General features: G+C 56.0%; 14 protein-coding genes and 1 CRISPR repeat array. Of the genes, 13 read left to right on the forward strand and 1 reads right to left on the reverse strand.

Annotation, left to right across the window (positions count from 1 at the left end):
• The first annotated feature begins 4 nt into the window (after window positions 1-4).
• From ACR2TX_RS03325 to ACR2TX_RS03385, 13 genes are all read left to right on the forward strand, one after another.
• Window positions 5-271 carry a type II toxin-antitoxin system RelE/ParE family toxin gene (locus ACR2TX_RS03325; RefSeq protein ID WP_434131195.1) on the forward strand — a complete coding sequence of 89 codons (267 nt, stop codon included), beginning with the start codon at window positions 5-7 and terminating at the stop codon, window positions 269-271.
• 50 nt (window positions 272-321) lie between these two features.
• Window positions 322-3,072, forward strand: a complete 2,751-nt coding sequence (gene cas3, locus ACR2TX_RS03330) for a CRISPR-associated helicase Cas3' (protein WP_434131197.1) — start codon at window positions 322-324, stop codon at window positions 3,070-3,072.
• 225 nt (window positions 3,073-3,297) lie between these two features.
• Window positions 3,298-3,456 (forward strand): hypothetical protein, encoded by a 159-nt coding sequence (locus tag ACR2TX_RS03335; protein ID WP_434131200.1) that lies wholly within the window; start codon window positions 3,298-3,300, stop codon window positions 3,454-3,456.
• 136 nt (window positions 3,457-3,592) lie between these two features.
• On the forward strand, window positions 3,593-5,188 hold the full coding sequence (gene casA / locus ACR2TX_RS03340) for a type I-E CRISPR-associated protein Cse1/CasA (protein ID WP_434131202.1): 1,596 nt from the start codon (window positions 3,593-3,595) through the stop codon (window positions 5,186-5,188).
• Between the two features lie 21 nt (window positions 5,189-5,209).
• A complete protein-coding gene (gene casB, locus ACR2TX_RS03345; protein WP_434131205.1) occupies window positions 5,210-5,755 on the forward strand; it encodes a type I-E CRISPR-associated protein Cse2/CasB in 546 nt (181 codons plus the stop codon).
• A 42-nt stretch (window positions 5,756-5,797) separates the two neighbouring features.
• On the forward strand, window positions 5,798-6,904 hold the full coding sequence (gene cas7e, locus ACR2TX_RS03350) for a type I-E CRISPR-associated protein Cas7/Cse4/CasC (RefSeq protein WP_434131207.1): 1,107 nt from the start codon (window positions 5,798-5,800) through the stop codon (window positions 6,902-6,904).
• Window positions 6,905-6,921: 17 nt separating this feature from the next.
• A complete protein-coding gene (gene cas5e, locus ACR2TX_RS03355) occupies window positions 6,922-7,689 on the forward strand; it encodes a type I-E CRISPR-associated protein Cas5/CasD (RefSeq protein WP_434131210.1) in 768 nt (255 codons plus the stop codon).
• Entirely contained in the window at window positions 7,679-8,470 is a 792-nt protein-coding gene (gene cas6e, locus ACR2TX_RS03360) for a type I-E CRISPR-associated protein Cas6/Cse3/CasE (RefSeq protein ID WP_434131212.1), read from the forward strand. Before cas5e ends, cas6e begins: the two co-directional genes overlap by 11 nt.
• 39 nt (window positions 8,471-8,509) lie before the next feature.
• A complete protein-coding gene (locus ACR2TX_RS03365; protein ID WP_077732527.1) occupies window positions 8,510-8,848 on the forward strand; it encodes a type II toxin-antitoxin system prevent-host-death family antitoxin in 339 nt (112 codons plus the stop codon).
• Complete coding sequence (locus ACR2TX_RS03370; protein WP_434131214.1) at window positions 8,829-9,317, forward strand: DUF3368 domain-containing protein; 489 nt, start codon at window positions 8,829-8,831, stop codon at window positions 9,315-9,317. The genes ACR2TX_RS03365 and ACR2TX_RS03370 overlap by 20 nt, the downstream gene beginning before the upstream one ends.
• A 12-nt stretch (window positions 9,318-9,329) precedes the next feature.
• Complete coding sequence (cas1e, locus tag ACR2TX_RS03375; protein WP_434131216.1) at window positions 9,330-10,250, forward strand: type I-E CRISPR-associated endonuclease Cas1e; 921 nt, start codon at window positions 9,330-9,332, stop codon at window positions 10,248-10,250.
• Window positions 10,231-10,542, forward strand: a complete 312-nt coding sequence (gene cas2e, locus ACR2TX_RS03380; RefSeq protein WP_434131218.1) for a type I-E CRISPR-associated endoribonuclease Cas2e — start codon at window positions 10,231-10,233, stop codon at window positions 10,540-10,542. Before cas1e ends, cas2e begins: the two co-directional genes overlap by 20 nt.
• Before the next feature lie 91 nt (window positions 10,543-10,633).
• Window positions 10,634-13,106: direct repeats of the CRISPR family, unit length 29 nt; unit sequence CTGTTCCCCACATACGTGGGGATGAACCG.
• Between the two features lie 1,448 nt (window positions 13,107-14,554).
• Window positions 14,555-17,254, forward strand: coding sequence for a PAS domain-containing sensor histidine kinase (locus tag ACR2TX_RS03385; protein ID WP_434131220.1), 2,700 nt, complete (start codon window positions 14,555-14,557; stop codon window positions 17,252-17,254).
• Here the strand turns inward: ACR2TX_RS03385 and ACR2TX_RS03390 are convergent.
• Window positions 17,235-18,251 (reverse strand): methyltransferase, encoded by a 1,017-nt coding sequence (locus ACR2TX_RS03390; RefSeq protein WP_434131222.1) that lies wholly within the window; start codon window positions 18,249-18,251, stop codon window positions 17,235-17,237. The genes ACR2TX_RS03385 and ACR2TX_RS03390 overlap by 20 nt on opposite strands.
• Window positions 18,252-18,409: the final 158 nt, after the last annotated feature.

The following is an 18,409-nucleotide window of genomic DNA, read 5'->3' on the forward strand; positions in this document are numbered from 1 at the left end:
ACATTTGCACACAGGATTCACCGGACGCGCCGCTCACGTGCTGGACGAAATCCAGCATGTTTTCGATAGCCTCGCGGAATTTCCCAAGCAGGGCGTCTACCCGAGAGAGCTATCGGCCCTCGGCATTCATGAATACCGCGAATTATTCTTCAAGCCTTACCGAATCGTTTATCGAACCATCGACGATACCGTCTATGTCATGCTGATCGCGGACGGACGGCGCGACATGCAGACTTTGCTGGCGCGACGGTTATTGGGGAAGCGATTGTAAGAGAAACATAAGAAGCGATTTCGCCGTTTTTGGTTATTGGGGGATAGGAAATGGAAAATGGGTATTGGAAATATTGGGGGAAGGCCCGTAAAGAAGGCGAAGCGGGAACGCCTTATCACCTCTTGCCGTATCACAGTCTGGATGTGGCGGCGGTGGGGAAAGTGTTCTTGAAAAGGCATCCGCGTCTAGCAGAGCAACTCGCCAACGACTTGGCCATGCCTCTAAGACTTTTTGTGCAATGGCTTACGTTTTGTCTTGCGATGCACGATCTAGGAAAGTTCGCCATCTCTTTTCAGGGTTTGGAGCAAGAGCTTCACGAAAAGCTGACAGGGCAAACCGAACGCAAGGATTACGCATTACGCCATGACAGCCTCGGTTTCTTGTTTTGGCATGAATACCTTCTGGGCAAGTTTTCCGATGCCGGTTTTCTTGGTATGGAGCCGAAAAGCCGCGCGTTCCGGCAAGGCAAAGAATGGTTTTTCGACCGATGGATGAAGCTGGTCACGGGGCATCACGGTGAGCCGCCCAATATCTGCAACGGCGATCATAATTGGAGAACCGATGCCTTCTTTGCCGAAGATGATTTGGCGGCGGCGGAGTGCTTTTGGCAGGACTGCTTAACCCTGCTCGCCCCGGACGCAACCCAGCTTGCAAAGCTATTGGAGAACAGGGATTTTGCCAAAGCGATTCAGCCTCATTCCTGGCGTCTGGCGGGACTTGCGGTCTTGTGCGACTGGATCGGTTCGAATCGTGAGATATTCCATTATTGCTCCGAAAAAACGGATTTGGACCACTATTGGCGGAAATATGCGCTACCCCGCGCCGAGGAAGCTTTACTCAGAGCCGCTGTGCTGCCGGCAAAAGTGGCGCATTACGCGGGCATCGAGCCACTTTTTCCTTACATCGACAACGCGACACCTCTGCAACGCTTTTGCCACGAGCACATATTGGAGGCGGAGCCGCAACTCTTAATATTGGAAGATGTCACCGGTGCAGGGAAAACCGAAGCGGCACTCATCCTTACTCAACGCCTGATGGCGTTAGGTTTGGCCGATGGTTTCTATATCGGTCTGCCCACCATGGCAACGGCCAATGCCATGTACGAACGCATGGCGGAATGCTACCGCAAACTATACGAACCGGATGAAAGGCCCTCTTTGGTGCTAGCGCACAGCGCACGGCATTTGTCCAAGCTATTCCACGATTCAATACTTAACCAGGCCAACGACGGGTTGAACTATTCCGGCCAGCCGGGGGCTTCGGCTCAATGCGCCGCTTGGCTGGCGGACAACAGCAAAAAGGCGCTATTGGCTGATGCCGGCATCGGAACGCTGGATCAGGCACTTCTGACAGTCCTTCCCGCCCGCCATCAATCCCTGCGTTTGTATGGCCTGAGCCGAAAAGTGTTAGTGGTTGATGAGGTACATGCGTATGACGTTTATATGCACCGTTTGTTGCAAACCGTCTTGCAGGGCCACGCACGTATGGGTGGCAGCGCCATTCTCCTGTCCGCTACGCTGCCGAGCAAAATGCGGCAGGAACTCGTTGACGCCTTCCAAGAGGGGCTGAAAGGCGATTTTCAAACCGTTTCCACCCAGAGCCCTTATCCGCTCGTCACGCACCTGACCCGACAGAAACTTTCCGAATCCCGCATCAAAACCCGCAGCGAAGTCCGACGCGCGATCAAGTTGGAATTTCTTGATCGGGAATCACAAGTCATTGATCTCATTAAGAGTGCCGCCGATGAAGGCCGCTGTGTTTGTTGGATAAGGAATACCGTGGACGATGTGCGCAAATCCTTTTACAACCTGAGCGAAACAGCGGGAATAGATACAAATCGCCTGTCGCAGTTTCACAGCCGATTTGCTCTCAAGGATCGTTTGGATCGGGAAGAACAAGTCTTAGGTTGGTTCGGCACCAAATCCAAATCGGAGGATAGAAGCGGGCGAATACTCGTGGCGAGCCAAGTGATTCAAGAATCTCTCGACGTCGATCTGGATTCAATCATCAGCGATTTAGCCCCGGTCGATCTCCTCATCCAACGCGCCGGTCGTCTACACCGCCATCGCCGAGACTTAAATGGAAAGCGGCTTCCACAAGGACAGCTTAAGGATTTGCGTCCTCGTCCGGTATTTTATATCCATGCTCCGAGTTTTACCGAAGCGCCCAAATCCGATTGGTATCGAGCGGCTTTTCCGAAAGCTTGTTGGGTTTACCCCAATACCGCCCAGCTTTGGCTGACTCATAAGGCACTACGGGTAAACGGATTGCTCCGCATGCCCAAGGATGCCCGCCGACTAATCGAGTACGTGTATGACGGAATTTCCAGCTTTCCGGAAACATTGAGCGACAGCGATTTGAAAGTGGATGGCGAAAAAAAGGCCAAAGTCAGCCAAGCTGATTTCAACGCCTTGAACCTAGACGAAGGCTATACCCACAGCGGGCTTTGGGATGAAGAAGTCCGCATTCCAACGCGGCTCGGTGATGAGCAGAAAACCGTTTACTTGGCTTACATCGAAAACGGTGAACTTCGCCCCTTGTACTCGGGCGATTTTCCTTGGGATCTGAGCAGCGTAAAGCTGCCCGAGCGTTGTATCGGCGGTGTTGCTCTTGACGCTGAACATCAGCGAATGGTGGATGATTTAAAGCAACGGAATGTCAAGTTCCATGCATCCGACTTGATTTTGCCGTTGGAGTCGGATGAACAAGGAGGATGGCGGGGAAGGGTCCAGGACAAAACAGGGAATTCAGTAGATATTTCTTACGATTCCATGCAAGGGTTTATTTTTAAAGGGAATTGAGGAGGGGTTACCTCCTCAATCTATCCTCACGGACGTGAGGAACATTAATTCACCATATTAGGTAACTTCCGTTCCCTACGGTTCATCCCCACGGATGTGGGGAATACGAGAGTTTACCAAAATTTTTGCCTTTTAACTTCCGTACCCTACTTATTTTAATATTGACCTGCTATCTGCTCGGCGTTATCGTCTTGTTCTCGATTACTCATGAGCAGGAGGTTTCGCGTGGCACTGTTTGTTGAGCTATTGAATCTTTTTTTGGGAAAACGTGCCAGAGACAGCAATGGACCGCCAGGAGTTCCGATACTGGCATTAACTGTAGCGATCCTTTCTCTACTGCTTAGCCTATTGCTGGCCGAAGCTTTGATTTTGCGGATGACCTAAGCCGTTCACCAGCCCGCTTGGATTGGAGATTCTGAGGTGCCATGGAGGCGGAGCGGGAACGACACGCCGTTTCCTCGCATTCCAATTCTAAAGCGGGAACAAAGGGAACTGACTATTTTTGTTTTCGGGAGACAAAATGAACCTTCTTCAAGACCAGTGGATTACTGTTATTCGCCTTAACGGAAGCGAGACATCGGAAAAAATCGCTCCCCATCAAATCACCGATGGCTATGAGAATAACCCCATCGTCGATGTTTTCGCTCCCCGCCCCGATTTCAAGGCTGCCCTATATCAATTCCTGCTCGGCCTCTTGCATACCGCCGCCGCACCGGATAGCGAATTGGAATGGGAGGATTTTTGGGATGAGCCGCCATCTCCCGAATACCTCGAAAAAAAGTTCCTGGTCTACAAGGATTGTTTCGAACTTGACGGAGAAGGACCGGCGTTTATGCAGGACTACGACGCCGAGGAACTGATGCAGGCGGAATTGTTGCCCGTGGAAGATATTATCGGCGGCGTACTCAGCGAAAATACCCGCAAGAAAAACGCCGATTTATTCGTCAAGCAGGGGAGTATTCAAAACATTTCCCCGTATTGGGCGGCGATTGCCTTATTCACCGTTCAAATCAATGGCGTTCCCGCCTGGGGACAGCATCGGGTGGGACTGCGCGGCAACGGTCCATTGACGACCCTGGTGATGCTCAATCAGGAACACCGCAAATCCACTCTTTGGCAAAAGTTGTGGTTGAACGTCCTGACACAGGAAAAAATCCGCACGCTTCCCGGCAATCTCCGAAAAACCGCCCGCGCCGACTATTTTCCCTGGATGGCGAAAACTCGGGTCAGTCCCAAAGGAGAAATCACGACGCCGCAGGATTGCCATCCCCTGCAAGTCTTCTGGGCCATGCCGCGCCGTATTCGGCTGCAATTCTCCGGGGAAGCAGAAACTTGCCAACTCACTGGCGAACCAAGCGAAAACCTCGTTACCGGATATCGCCGGCTAGGCGGCGGCGTGAACTACAGTGGTGCCTGGCAACATCCTTTGACACCCTACTATCTGGACGCCAAGCATGAAAAGCCACCTATCAGCATGAAAGGACAGCCAGGCGGGTTCTGCTATCGCCATTGGCTTAATGTGAATTTAACGGTCGATACCAATCAGCCGGCCGAGGTAATAAAGATATTCATTGATCGTCGGCAATCCCATATAAAAGCCGCGGGTAAACCGCAGTTATGGTTGTTCGGCTACGACGCCGAAAACGCCAATGTGCGCTGCTGGTATGAAAGCTTGATGCCGGTTTACCGGGTTCCCGAAAGCTACCGGAAAACCCTGGTGGAAACAGTCGCCTTATGGGTCGATACCGCCGTCGAAGTTATGAAAAATCTCCGCAGCGCAATCAAAACGGCGTGGTTTAAGCGGCTTCAAGACGCCCAAGGCGACTTTTCTTTTCTGGACAGTGCCTTCTGGCAGGAAACCGAACCGGATTTCTACCGAAATTTGGAAGGCTTACTGGACTGTTTACAAAACGGCACCGATCAATCCGCTCTTCACTTTGCTTGGAGGGAAAAATTAACCAACCAAGCCATCCATTTATTTGATCTGTGGGCTACGTCCGGAAATTTTGAAGACATGAGTATGAAGCGAATCATCCAAGCCCGTAACGAGTTGGTGGATTGGCTCGTCAAGGGCAAGCAGATCAAACAACTCGCCAAATTTGGCAAAGCAGCCTAATTCCCATAAATGGAGAAAATCATGAGTAAACCTTATTACGATAAGCAAGGCTTGCGCGATTGGTGGGAAGAGCTTCAAGGCATCTCCAAGGAAAACGCGAATCATCGGGGGGAACGGGCGGAATTGCGACGGTGCGACAACATTGACCAAATATTTGCCGGAGCCGGCCCTATGTTCGTTCGATTGTGCCGTCGGTTGCCATATTGGAGCCAACGTTATCCCGAAGCGCTGGCTGTCCTAGCGGCTTTGCTGGCCCGCGTCGAAAAATGCTCGGGCCATTCTTTTGCGGCCCAACTCGGTACTCCGAAAGACGGCTTGGCCCGTCCGGTAATGTCGGAATTTCGTTTTCAGAAAATGCAAAAGGTTACCAATTGGGATGAGCTATTCATCAATTTACGACGCGCAGTCGATCTCTTGGGAAACGAAGTCAACGTCATTTCTTTAGCCGACACCATTTTTCTTTGGGCACAAAAACTCAATGGCGAAATTGATATTCCCGAAGTACGCCGCCTACCCTTTGAACTAGCTAAGGATTACTACAGTAAAACGCTTGAACTTGAAAAATAGACATTCGCTTAATCTATTCATTCAACAATAAGGAAAATAGTCATGACCCAATTTATCCAGTTGCATTTTCTCACTTCTTATCCGCCGTCCAATCTGAACCGTGACGATACTGGAAAACCGAAAACGGCCAAAATGGGTGGAGAGGACCGTTTGCGGATTTCCTCGCAAAGCCTTAAACGCGCTTGGCGCGTTTCAGATTTGTTCAAGGAAAGTCTCGATGGACACATCGGAACTCGCACTAAACTCTTGGGCGTCAAAGCGTATGATCGCCTGCAAAAGGCCGGAATCTCTGTAGAAGACGCGCTGGAATGGGCAAAAGCCATCGCCGATAAATTCGGCAAATTGAAATCTCTTACGGCCGAGGAAAAAAGGAAAGCAGGAAGTCTCCCTGAGCCGGAAAAGATCAAGGTCTTGCTCAAAGAACTGGAAATTGAGCAATTGGTTCATGTCAGCCGCTCCGAGCAGGAAGCCATAGATGCTTTGGTAGATAAGCTGGCTCACGAAAAGCGCGCTCCCGATTCCGAAGAATTGGGATTCCTGACTAAAGATACCCAAGCCGTCGATATCGCGTTATTCGGACGCATGTTGGCTTCCAAGCCGATCTTCAATGTCGAAGCTGCCGCCCAGGTAGCTCACGCCATTACCGTACACAGAGTCGCCGTGGAAGACGATTACTTCACGGCGGTGGACGATCTCAATACCCACGAGCTGGATGCAGGTTCGGCCCATATCGGCGAATTCGGTTTTGCCGCCGGCTTGTTTTATCTCTATCTCTGCATTAACCGCGACCTGCTGATCAAAAATCTTTCCGGCAATGAAGAATTGGCCCGCAAAGCCATCGCCGGTTTGATTTCCTGTGCGGCGAAAATCGCGCCTTCTGGCAAGCAGAACAGTTATGCGTCCCGCGCCCATGCTTCCTATGCGCTGGCGGAAAAAGGCCCGCAACAGCCACGTTCGTTATCCGTCGCTTTTCTCAAACCTATCACCGGTGTCGATATGCTGAACAGCGCTATCCAAGCGATGGAACGGCAGCAGAAAAACATGGATCAGGTTTATGGCCCCTGCGCCGATGAACGGTACTACTTCAATGTTGAAAAAGAAAATGGCGTAGGAAGTTTGAAGGCGCTTATCGAGTTTGCGGCGCGATGAACAAGGGAGAACCGAACATGAAGGATTATTTGGTTTTCCGGCTCTATGGCCCGATGGCAGCTTGGGGAGAAATCGCCATCGGCGAATCCCGGCACAGCGCGACCCACCCAAGCAAATCCGCCATTCTCGGGCTTATGGCAGCGGCCCTCGGAATTCGGCGCGATGAGGATGAACGACAGACAGAATTGGCTTCAGCTTATGGTATAGGCGTTAAATTGCTGACACCCGGCAGCCTGTTGAAGGACTATCACACCGCGCAGGTCCCCAGGGCGGAAAAGAATGTCCGGTATTTTACCCGCAAGCAGGAATTAGAAGCCGGTTCCGATAAGATCGGAACCATACTTTCCAGCCGCGAATACCGCTGTGATTCGTTAGCTATCGTGGCGGTATGGGGCAAGCAGAATACCCTTCCCTATACCTTGCAGCATCTCGTTAACAAACTGGCTAGACCGGAGTTCCATCTTTATCTCGGACGAAAATCCTGTCCCTTGAGCGCGCCTGTACAAGCGCGTGTGTTGACTTTTCCTGATTTGCGAACAGCCCTGGATAAAACCCATTTTTGCGCGCTTTACATGGCTGCCGGGAATATTATCTGTCCTTCACCTATCGAGAATGAGTTACTACCTGTCGGGACCATTCGTTACTTCTGGGAGGAAACCGAAAACGCCGGAATGGAAGCGGTTCAGAGCACACAACGTTACGATCAACCTACAAGCCGCTCCCGATGGCAGTTCGATAGCCGTGAGGAGCATATGAGTCTTGCAGGGGGCAACCATGTATCTTAGCCGCGTACATGTAGAGAATGCCGAGTCATTAGACCGGGACCGGCTCATCGATCTGATGATGAAAAACGCCTACGTTAGCCATCAATTACTTTGGCATTTGTTTCCAGATAATGCGGAAGCCAAGCGGGATTTCCTGTTCCGCGAAGAGCGCCAGAACGGTTGGCCTTTGTTTTATCTAGTATCCGTACGGGAGCCGCAAAGCGTTCCGGGTTTGCTCCGCGTGGAAACCAAGGATTATGCGCCAGCTATCAAGTCAGGGGACAAATTCGCTTTCCGATTGCGCGCCAACGCGGTAAGCCATCGAAAGGTAAACCGCACACCGGAAGAAGAAGCCGCTTTCAAACAGACCCGTAGCGCAAAGGGATTGACAGAAAAAATCACCAAAAAACGCAAACGGGATGACGTATTTATGCGACCTAAATACGAGTTGAAGCAAGCGGGATTAAAAGGTGCGGAGCTACGGCGGCAAGCCTTCGAACTAGGTAAAGCCGCCGCTATTCAGTGGTTGACAAGGCAAGCAGCTTCCAAAGGTTTTGAAATACCTTGGATAGAGGATGAATTCACAGGTGAACTCGTATCTGCGGTGGAAATTTCCGGCTATCGACAATATAGAACTGTGAAATCCAAATCAAAAGAAACTATCGAATTCAGCGTTTTGGATTACGAAGGATCGTTGATCGTAACTGACCCCGTAGTATTCAAAAATGAAGCGTTATTCCACGGCATCGGCCCTGCCAAAGCCTTCGGCTGCGGTTTGCTGTTAGTACGGCGCTTGGGATAAATTGTTCCCCTACTTGTGGGCATATTTGGAGAAGACATCATGCACACCTTTACGATCCGCGACTTGCGCGACCGGACCGGCGAACTGGTACGCGATGCCGAAGCGGGCAAGCTTTCCGTCGTCACCAAACATGGGCAGCCGATCTTCGTAGCCGTACCCTTCGATGACTTCCTGTTGCGCGAGGGTGTGAATGTGGCCTTGGCGGTGAAGCTGTTCGATGAGGAAGCACTGTCGCTCCGTGAGGCCGCCAAGCTGGCTGGCATGACGCTGGCCGAATTCATGGAAGAATGTTCGGCGCGTGAAATACCGGTGGTGCGTTATTCGCCGGAAGACCTGCGTCAGGAATTGGCGGACCTGGATGACGTGTCTCGTCGCTGATAGCGGTCCGCTCATCGCGCTCGCCAAACTCGGTCTTTTGGATTTGCCCGTTCGATTGTTCACGCGCGCGGTGTTGCCGTCCACGGTATTCGCTGAATGCCTTGCCCAAGCACGGCGGCCCGACGCACAGGCGATAAAAACATTCGTCGAGGGAGGGCAACTCGACGTGGTGGACGATGCGGCCTGGCCCGAAGGAATTGCGGTTCCGCGCCTGGATGCCGGTGAAACCGCCGCCTTGGCGCTTGCGCATCAGTTACAAGCCCACCTGCTTGTGGACGAATTGCGTGGACGCCGTGCCGCGCGGCGGTTGGGTGTGCCGGTCGTGGGGGTCTGCGGTTTACTGCTGCTGGCGAAGCGGCAAGGGTATATCGACACCGTTGCGGTACCGATGGACGTGCTGCGCGCCCAGGGCTACTTTATCGCCCCCGATCTGCGCGCGGCCGTACTCGCCGCTGCGGGCGAAGACTGAGGCTGATACGCCATGACAGACCTTCTCCCTCCCCTCAAACCCATCGCCATGAAAGAGCGCATTTCGCTCATTTTCATCGAATACGGCGAGATCGACGTGCTCGACGGCTCGTTCGTGGTGATCGACAAAACCGGCGTGCGCACCCACATTCCCGTGGGCTCCATCGCCTGCATCATGCTGGAACCCGGCACGCGGGTGTCGCACCGGGCGGCGGCGCTGGCGGCGAGGGTCGGCACCTTGCTGGTTTGGGTGGGCGAAGCCGGGGTTCGGCTCTACGCCTCGGGGCAGCCGGGCGGCGCGCGCTCCGACCGTCTCCTGTATCAGGCCAAGCTAGCCCTGGACGAGGACGCCCGGCTCAAGGTGGTGCGCAAGATGTACGAGTTCCGGTTCAAGGAAAAGCCGCCGGAGCGGCGTAGTGTCCAGCAGCTCCGCGGCATTGAGGGGGCGCGGGTCCGAAAGCTGTACGAACTGCTCGCCAAGCGCTACGGCGTCACCTGGAAGCACCGCAACTACGACGCCGACGAATGGGGCTCCGGCGATCTGCCCAACCGTTGCGTCAGCTCCGCCACCGCCTGTCTGTACGGCATCACCGAAGCCGCAGTGCTGGCAGCGGGTTACGCGCCGGCGGTGGGTTTCATCCACACCGGAAAGCCTCTGTCTTTCGTCTACGACATCGCCGACCTCTTCAAATTCGACACTGTCGTGCCGGTCGCCTTCAAGATCGCCTCCCAGCAGCCGGGCGAACCGGAACGCGCCGTCCGCCTCGCCTGCCGGGACGTCTTCCGGCAAACCAAGCTCCTCCAGCAGATCATCCCCACCATCGAAGACATGCTCGCCGCGGGCGGCCTGGAACCGCCGGAAGCCCCGGAAGACGCCGTCGGCCCCGCCATCCCCAACCCCAAGAGTCTCGGCGATGCTGGTCATCGTGGTTGAAAACGTTCCTCCCCGGCTGCGCGGCCGCCTGGGCGTGTGGCTAGTGGAAATTCGCGCCGGCGTTTACGTCGGCGATTTGTCGAAGCGTATGCGCGAGATGCTCTGGACGCAAGTCGAAGCCGGCCTCGGAGACGGCAACGCCGTGATGGTATGGTCCACCAATACGGAATCGGGCTTCGACTTCGTAACCCTCGGCAAGAACCGGCGCATGCCGGTCGAACTGGACGGCCTGAAACTGGTGTCCTTCTATCCTCCCGAACCGGCCAACGGAGAGGGAAATAATGCTCTTTAACAACCCGGATTTTTCATTTTCAAAGCGGCGAATCGCCGGTAGAATTTCGACCGGCGATTTTTGCCAATTCTAACAATGAGTTAGAAATGGTCTGTTCCCCACATACGTGGGGATGAACCGGCCCCAGATTTGTAAAAAACCCGCCGGACGATCTGTTCCCCACATACGTGGGGATGAACCGTAAATGCACTTTACTGCATATCTCGGCGCACTCTGTTCCCCACATACGTGGGGATGAACCGTCATCAACACCGATGCTGTGGCGAGTGCAATACTGTTCCCCACATACGTGGGGATGAACCGGGATCGCAGATTAAAAGAAATCGCTCTCGATGCTGTTCCCCACATACGTGGGGATGAACCGTCATCAACACCGATGCTGTGGCGAGTGCAATACTGTTCCCCACATACGTGGGGATGAACCGGGATCGCAGATTAAAAGAAATCGCTCTCGATGCTGTTCCCCACATACGTGGGGATGAACCGGTAATGTTCGGCTTCCCGTTCAACCCAATGCTCTGTTCCCCACATACGTGGGGATGAACCTCTTTGAGACGGGCTTGTGCCCTTTCAGTCGGACTGTTCCCCACATACGTGGGGATGAACCGATCAGCGACGGCGACTTCCCGACCGCCGATTACTGTTCCCCACATACGTGGGGATGAACCGGCGTCGGTGGTCGGCGTTCACAGGGTGGCGCGCTGTTCCCCACATACGTGGGGATGAACCGGCATTGAGGGTGCAGACGCTTGAAGCGGAGATCTGTTCCCCACATACGTGGGGATGAACCGCGAGTCCTCAAGATTCGACGGAATACTCTGAGCTGTTCCCCACATACGTGGGGATGAACCGGTCGAACTGTTGCCTAAAGATGGCGGCCCTCCCTGTTCCCCACATACGTGGGGATGAACCGATAACCGGGCGCGTCGCGTAGTCGAATGAATCCTGTTCCCCACATACGTGGGGATGAACCGGCCATCCGTGGCGGGTAAAACTATCGTTGATGCTGTTCCCCACATACGTGGGGATGAACCGGCATGCCCGCTTCGGGTAGGCCGGCCACCTCGCTGTTCCCCACATACGTGGGGATGAACCGTGGTAGTTATCTACGGGGGTAGCCAATGACAACTGTTCCCCACATACGTGGGGATGAACCGAAACTTACCAACAACCGGAATGTTGTATTTCCCTGTTCCCCACATACGTGGGGATGAACCGCCTACATCCTGGTGGAACCGACCGCCGGAACCCTGTTCCCCACATACGTGGGGATGAACCGGTCGAGATATCTACCGGGGGAAAGAGCTTTATCTGTTCCCCACATACGTGGGGATGAACCGGAAATCTGATTATGAACGCGATATTTCAATTGCTGTTCCCCACATACGTGGGGATGAACCGCCACTGAGCAGGCTATTGATACCAAAAAGCACCTGTTCCCCACATACGTGGGGATGAACCGCGCATCTTCACCAACTGCATATCACGTGATGCCTGTTCCCCACATACGTGGGGATGAACCGCAGAAATTGACCGACTAAATATCGAATTACAGTCTGTTCCCCACATACGTGGGGATGAACCGTATGTATTTGTCTACGGCTGCATCTACGATTCCTGTTCCCCACATACGTGGGGATGAACCGATATCCTCTGGGCGGAAATAGCAAAGTGGCATCTGTTCCCCACATACGTGGGGATGAACCGTTTCCCAACATGAGGTTACGACCAATGCGGCGCTGTTCCCCACATACGTGGGGATGAACCGCGGGTCGGCAACGTCGCCTCCATGCTGCCCGACCTGTTCCCCACATACGTGGGGATGAACCGCCATTCTCTGAACTCGGGAGGCGGTTCGGCGGCTGTTCCCCACATACGTGGGGATGAACCGCCGTGGCGAAATCCGTTGCGTCCCAGGCCGTACCTGTTCCCCACATACGTGGGGATGAACCGTACGGCGCTTTTTGGCTTTCGACTAGCTTGAACTGTTCCCCACATACGTGGGGATGAACCGTTTGCAACCCTGATAGTTGGTCTTGCCGATTACTGTTCCCCACATACGTGGGGATGAACCGCACACGCCCGAGGACCACAGCGCCCCAATCGAGCTGTTCCCCACATACGTGGGGATGAACCGGGCTCGCGGATTTCACGAAATCAATCTGGCTCCTGTTCCCCACATACGTGGGGATGAACCGATCGAAAGGCAGATGCTGTTGAGCCAGCCGGACTGTTCCCCACATACGTGGGGATGAACCGATGGGACCGGGACGGCGCACCCAAAGCCGTCACTGTTCCCCACATACGTGGGGATGAACCGCCTGATCTTTTTATGAAACTGAAACGGATAAACTGTTCCCCACATACGTGGGGATGAACCGAACAGCGTTGCAGAGCACGATCGGCACGACCACTGTTCCCCACATACGTGGGGATGAACCGTCCTTATCAGGAGTCCTTATCTTTTGAGCGATCTGTTCCCCACATACGTGGGGATGAACCGTTGTTTTCTCCGCAGCCGCGAGTAGTCCTCCACTGTTCCCCACATGCGTGGGGATGAACCGGGTAGTCCGTTCCAGGGCACCGCAAGTACACTTCCCTGTGGCCTCAGCCAGCCCGCCCATCCGGGGCGGGCGTTCGCGGCTCCTACGCCCGCCGCTCACCCCCCCATGCGTGGGGATGAACCGGGTAGTCCGTTCCAGGGCACCGCAAGTACACTTCCCTGTGGCCTCAGCCAGCCCGCCCATCCGGGGCGGGCGTTCGCGGCTCCTACGCCCGCCGCTCACCCCCCCATGCGTGGGGATGAACCGGGTAGTCCGTTCCAGGGCACCGCAAGTACACTTCCCTGTGGCCTCAGCCAGCCCGCCCGTCCGGGGCGGGCGTTCGCGGCTCCTACGCCCGCCGCTCACCCCCCCATACGTGGGGATGAACCGGGTAGTCCGTTCCAGGGCACCGCAAGTACACTTCCCTGTGGCCTCAGCCAGCCCGCCCATCCGGGGCGGGCGTTCGCGGCTCCTACGCCCGCCGCTCACCCCCACATACGTGGGGATGAACCTGGTAGTCCGTTCCAGGGCACCGCAAGTACACTTCCCTGTGGCCTCAGCCAGCCCGCCCATCCGGGGCGGGCGTTCGCGGCTCCTACGCCCGCCGCTCACCCCCCCATGCGTGGGGATGAACCGGGTAGTCCGTTCCAGGGCACCGCAAGTACACTTCCCTGTGGCCTCAGCCAGCCCGCCCGTCCGGGGCGGGCGTTCGCGGCTCCTACGCCCGCCGCTCACCCCCCCATGCGTGGGGATGAACCTGGTAGTCCGTTCCAGGGCACCGCAAGTACACTTCCCTGTGGCCTCAGCCAGCCCGCCCGTCCGGGGCGGGCGTCCGCGGCTCCTATGCGCGCGGCTCGCCTCCACGTACGTTGTTCTACCAGTTCAAGCGCTGCGCGCTGTCCTTGATAATATTCGTTTCAATATGCCTACAGCCTGCTGTTTTCGGTTGATCTTCATATATTTGCCCGACGCGTCTCCACTCATGTTCGCTCAGAGCAAAGAGTGCACGCCCATATTCAGACGCGATTTCGCCTTTGTTCAAACTCTTGAACTTGAAAACCGCCTTTCACCGCTCGGATCGACTCAAAAAGTCTCATGAATCCCGAGTGTTCCGGCTTTCAGCTTCCTCAACGTTTGAGGGGAGCCGCTACGCACCCGATCCTGGTTGCGGGAGACTACCCGGTCGCGGCTGTGCGCCGGCACCGCTCCCCGTCTCGCGCTTCTTCGACGGGGCTCTGGGCATACCCTTCGACTCGGGCTCAGGACAGGCTCGCCATCCGGCCAGCCCGCCGCACACTCGGGCACGTCCAACAGCCATTTCTAGGTTGAACGCACGGGTACGCTCCACGAATGTCTGGATGCGGACGAGATAATTGTCGAGAAATTTCTGTCGGATTTCCCGGCAACTCGAAACCCGGAGCGGTAAGATTCATAAATTTGTTAAATTCCGCAGGAAAAGCGGTAGAAAGATGGTGCGTCACCTTAAACGCCTTTTTTTGAACGGCTATGTATTGGCGGTATTGGCGACGTTCGCCGTAATGCTGATATTAAAGACTCTTCAGCCGATCTTCTGGGGGGCGCCTCCCCTGCTTCTTTTTCTGGTCGCGGTTCTGTTCGCGACTTGGCTAGGCGGGTTTCGAGCCGGGTTCCTTGCCACCGTGTTAAGCGCCGCCGTAGGGGCCTACTTTTTGGAAGAACCTGTCGATTCGCTGTTCATCGTCGAAGAAAGGGAGAGACTCCGCGTAGTGTTGTTGTTGGCGGTTGGCACGCTGATGAGTCTGGTGGTCGCGCGTTTGCGAACGATGGAACGGCGGGCGCTGCATGAGGTACTTGAACGAAAGGCTCAGCTCAGGACCGAAATCGCCGAACATCGGCAAACCGAAAAAAGGCGATCCGAACTGGAGGAAAAGTTGGCCAACATCGTGGCCACGGTGCCGCTGGCCATTTGCTCCTTTCGATTCAAACCCGACGGCACCATTTGCCTTCCCTACGCCAGCCCCAGATGGACGGAAATTTACGGCATTCCGCCCGAGAACTTAGCGGATGATGCGGAACCCGCCTTCGCCCTGGTTCATCCCGACGATCTCGAATACTTGCGCGCTACGATCGCCGGATCGGCGCGCGCCCTGTCCGATTGGCAAGCCGAATGGCGCGTGCGACACCCGATCAGGGGCGAAATCTGGATCGAAGGAAGCGCCGTGCCCAAACTCGAACCGGATGGCAGCATCCTCGCGCACGGCTTCATCCGCGACATCACCGAGCGCAAGAAAGCCGAAGAGGCGCTGCGCCAAAGCAACGAAGAACTGTCCGTCCTGTTCGATGCGGTTCCGATACCCGTATGGATTGCCGACGACGCCGCTTGCGGCACTGTAAGAGGCAATCCTGCCGCAGCGGCTTTCACCGGTGTCGCTGCCGAATCGAATGTCGGCGAGACGGCAGGGCGCCCATCCGAATCAACCATCCGCAGCACCGAGGCTCCGCTCACGCCCGTCGAATCGACCTTGCGCCGGGCGATCGCGGCAGATCAGCCGGTCGAGGAAACCTCGCTGGAGTTCGTTTTTCCCACGGGCGAACGTCACTACCTCGCCGGCCGGGCAACGCCGCTGTTCGATAGTGGCGGCTCCCCGCGCGGCGCTGTCGCGGCCTTGGCCGATATTACGCCGCTGGTGCGGGACTTCGTGCAAAGCGAAACGCGGTTTCATGCTTTCATGGACAATAGTCCGGCCGTAGCCTGGATGAAAGATACGCAAGGACGATATGTGTACATGAGCAAGGTTCGTGACGACCGCCTCGGAGTGCGACCGGAGGATTGGCTCGGAAAAACGGATTTCGAACTTTGGCCGCGAGAGATTGCAGAGCAGTTCCAAAAGAACGACAGGGAGGCCTTGATCAGCGGCAAGACGGTCGAGACCACTGAAACAACCCCCGATCTCACCGGGGAACGCCGCTGCTGGTGGGTTTTCAAGTTTCCGTTCGAAGATCCCGCGGGGACCCAATTCGTCGGCGGCATCGGCATCGACATTACCGAGCGCCGGCGCGTCGAGGAAGCGCTGCAAGCCAGCGAAGCTCTGAATCGCGCCATACTCGACTCGCTGCTCGAGCACGTAGCCGTAGTCGACCGGGAGGGAAACATCCTGGCAGTCAACCAAGCCTGGCAGCGCTTCGCGCGCGAAAACGGTCCGCAACCCGGAACACCGGTCCCGAATACGGATATCGGAGCGAATTATCTGAAGGTGTGCCGCACCAGTTCCGGCGGAGTTTCGGACGATGCCCTAACGGCATACACCGGCATTCTGAGCGTGCTGAAAGGCGAGCGGGAAAGTTTCGCGATCGAGTATCCCTGCCATGCCCCGGATCGGGAACGCTGGTTCGTCATGCAAGTCACCCCGCTCGGAGCGCCGCCCGGAGCGGCGGTGATTTCGCATACGAACATCACCGAGCGCAAAAAAGCGGAGCAAATGCTCCGCGAAGCCGACCAGCGGAAAACCGAATTCCTCGCCATGCTCGGCCATGAGCTTAGGAACCCTCTGGCTCCGATCCGCAATGCCGTGCAGATCATGCGCAGGCTCGACTTGGACAATCCAAAGATACTCTGGGCTCGCGACATGGTGGACCGGCAGGTGGACCACCTGGCTCGGCTGGTCGACGACCTCCTGGATGTGTCGCGGATCGTTCAGGGCAAGCTGACCCTGCACAAGACTCCGCTGGATATCGCCACGGTCGTACGACAGGCGATCGAGACCAGCCAATCGTATATCGACGCCCAGCATCATACATTGTCCGTTTCGATGCCCGATGAACCGATGCCGCTCGAGGGCGATCCCGTGCGCCTGACCCAAGTGGTGTCCAATCTGCTCAACAACGCGGCCAAGTACACCCGGCAGGGAGGGCGAATCTGGCTGACGGTTACCCGCGACGACGGCGGCGCGGTGATCTCGGTGCGCGATACGGGAGAAGGTATTCCCGGCACCTTATTGCCCTATCTATTCGATATTTTCACCCAAGGCCAACGTACCCTGGACCGCGCGCAAGGCGGGCTGGGCCTAGGCTTGACCATCGTTCGGAAAATCGTGGAACTGCATGAGGGAAGGATCGAGGCGAAAAGCGAAGGCCCCGGCAAAGGCAGCGAGTTTATTGTCCATCTCCCCCTTATTTCCGCACTTCCATGACTTTATAGCCGCCGGCTTCGGCTAGCGTTTTTTCATGCTCGGCGTACGTCCGAACCAGTTTTTCGTAAGGCAAATGCCGATTGGCGACGACGTAGAGACGGCCGCCGGGCTTGAGGGAAGCCAGAGCCGCGCGGATGAATGCCTGGCCCAGGCCGGGCTCCGCCTCCCGGCCGGAGTGAAACGGCGGGTTCATGACGACGAAATCGAGCCGGTCGATGGGCAACCCCGCAGTGACGTCGTGCCAATGGAAATGTAGCTGAACACCGTGGGCAAACGCGGCGAGGTTGCGCCGGGCAGCTTCCAGCGCTTTCCATTCGGCCTCGAACAGGTGCAGCTCGGCGACGGAGCGAGAACGAGCGAGCAGCATCCGGCTCAAATAGCCGTAACCGGCGCCGAGGTCGGCGCCACGTCCCGTCAGATCATCCGGCAGATACTCGGCGAGCAGGCGCGAGCCGGGGTCGATGCGGTTCCAGCTGAATACGCCGGGGCGGCTCACCAGATCCGTTCCCGGAATCGGCTGAAGTTCGCCGGCGCCAAGCCAGGATGCCAGCAGCGCTTGGTCGAGCCGGGCCGTTTCCTTTGTTCCGCGGAATACCCGGCATTTATGCTTGCTGAACGATCGAACGACGCCGAGCAGTTCCGCGCAGCGTTTTTCCAGCGAGGACGCGCCCAGGTCATTGGCGGCGGCAACCACGAGGGTCCCGCCCTCGCTCAGCAGGGAAACCGCCCGCGCCATGTGGTAAAGGGTCTCTTCCTTGTGCTTGGTCGCAAAAACGATGCAGAGACCGGACGGCGCATCGGGATCGGCGACGACTTTAAAGCCGAGCTTGACTAGCGCATCTGCTTCCGGCTTGTAAGTTTGCTGGCACAGTATCGAGTGTCCGTCCAAGCGCCGGAGATAGTCTCCCGGTATGGCGCGAAAAATCAGAACATCGCCTTTGCTTTCGACGGCGTGTTGCTCGAGAAATTTGTCCAGGGCCGAAGCTTGGGGATTCATGGGTGTCGGTGTGAGAGAGAACTTTCCGCTAGTTCCCAAGCCGGAGCTTGGGAACTAGCGCATGTGTCGGCAAAGGATTGCCGACCTACCAAGCCCGCATCGCTAGAACAAGTAGGTCGGCAATCCTTGCCGACAGCTGTGTCGACGACGGATTTTTC

It is taken from the genome of Methylocaldum sp. GT1BB, assembly GCF_051027545.1.
Classification (GTDB): Bacteria; Pseudomonadota; Gammaproteobacteria; order Methylococcales; family Methylococcaceae; genus Methylocaldum.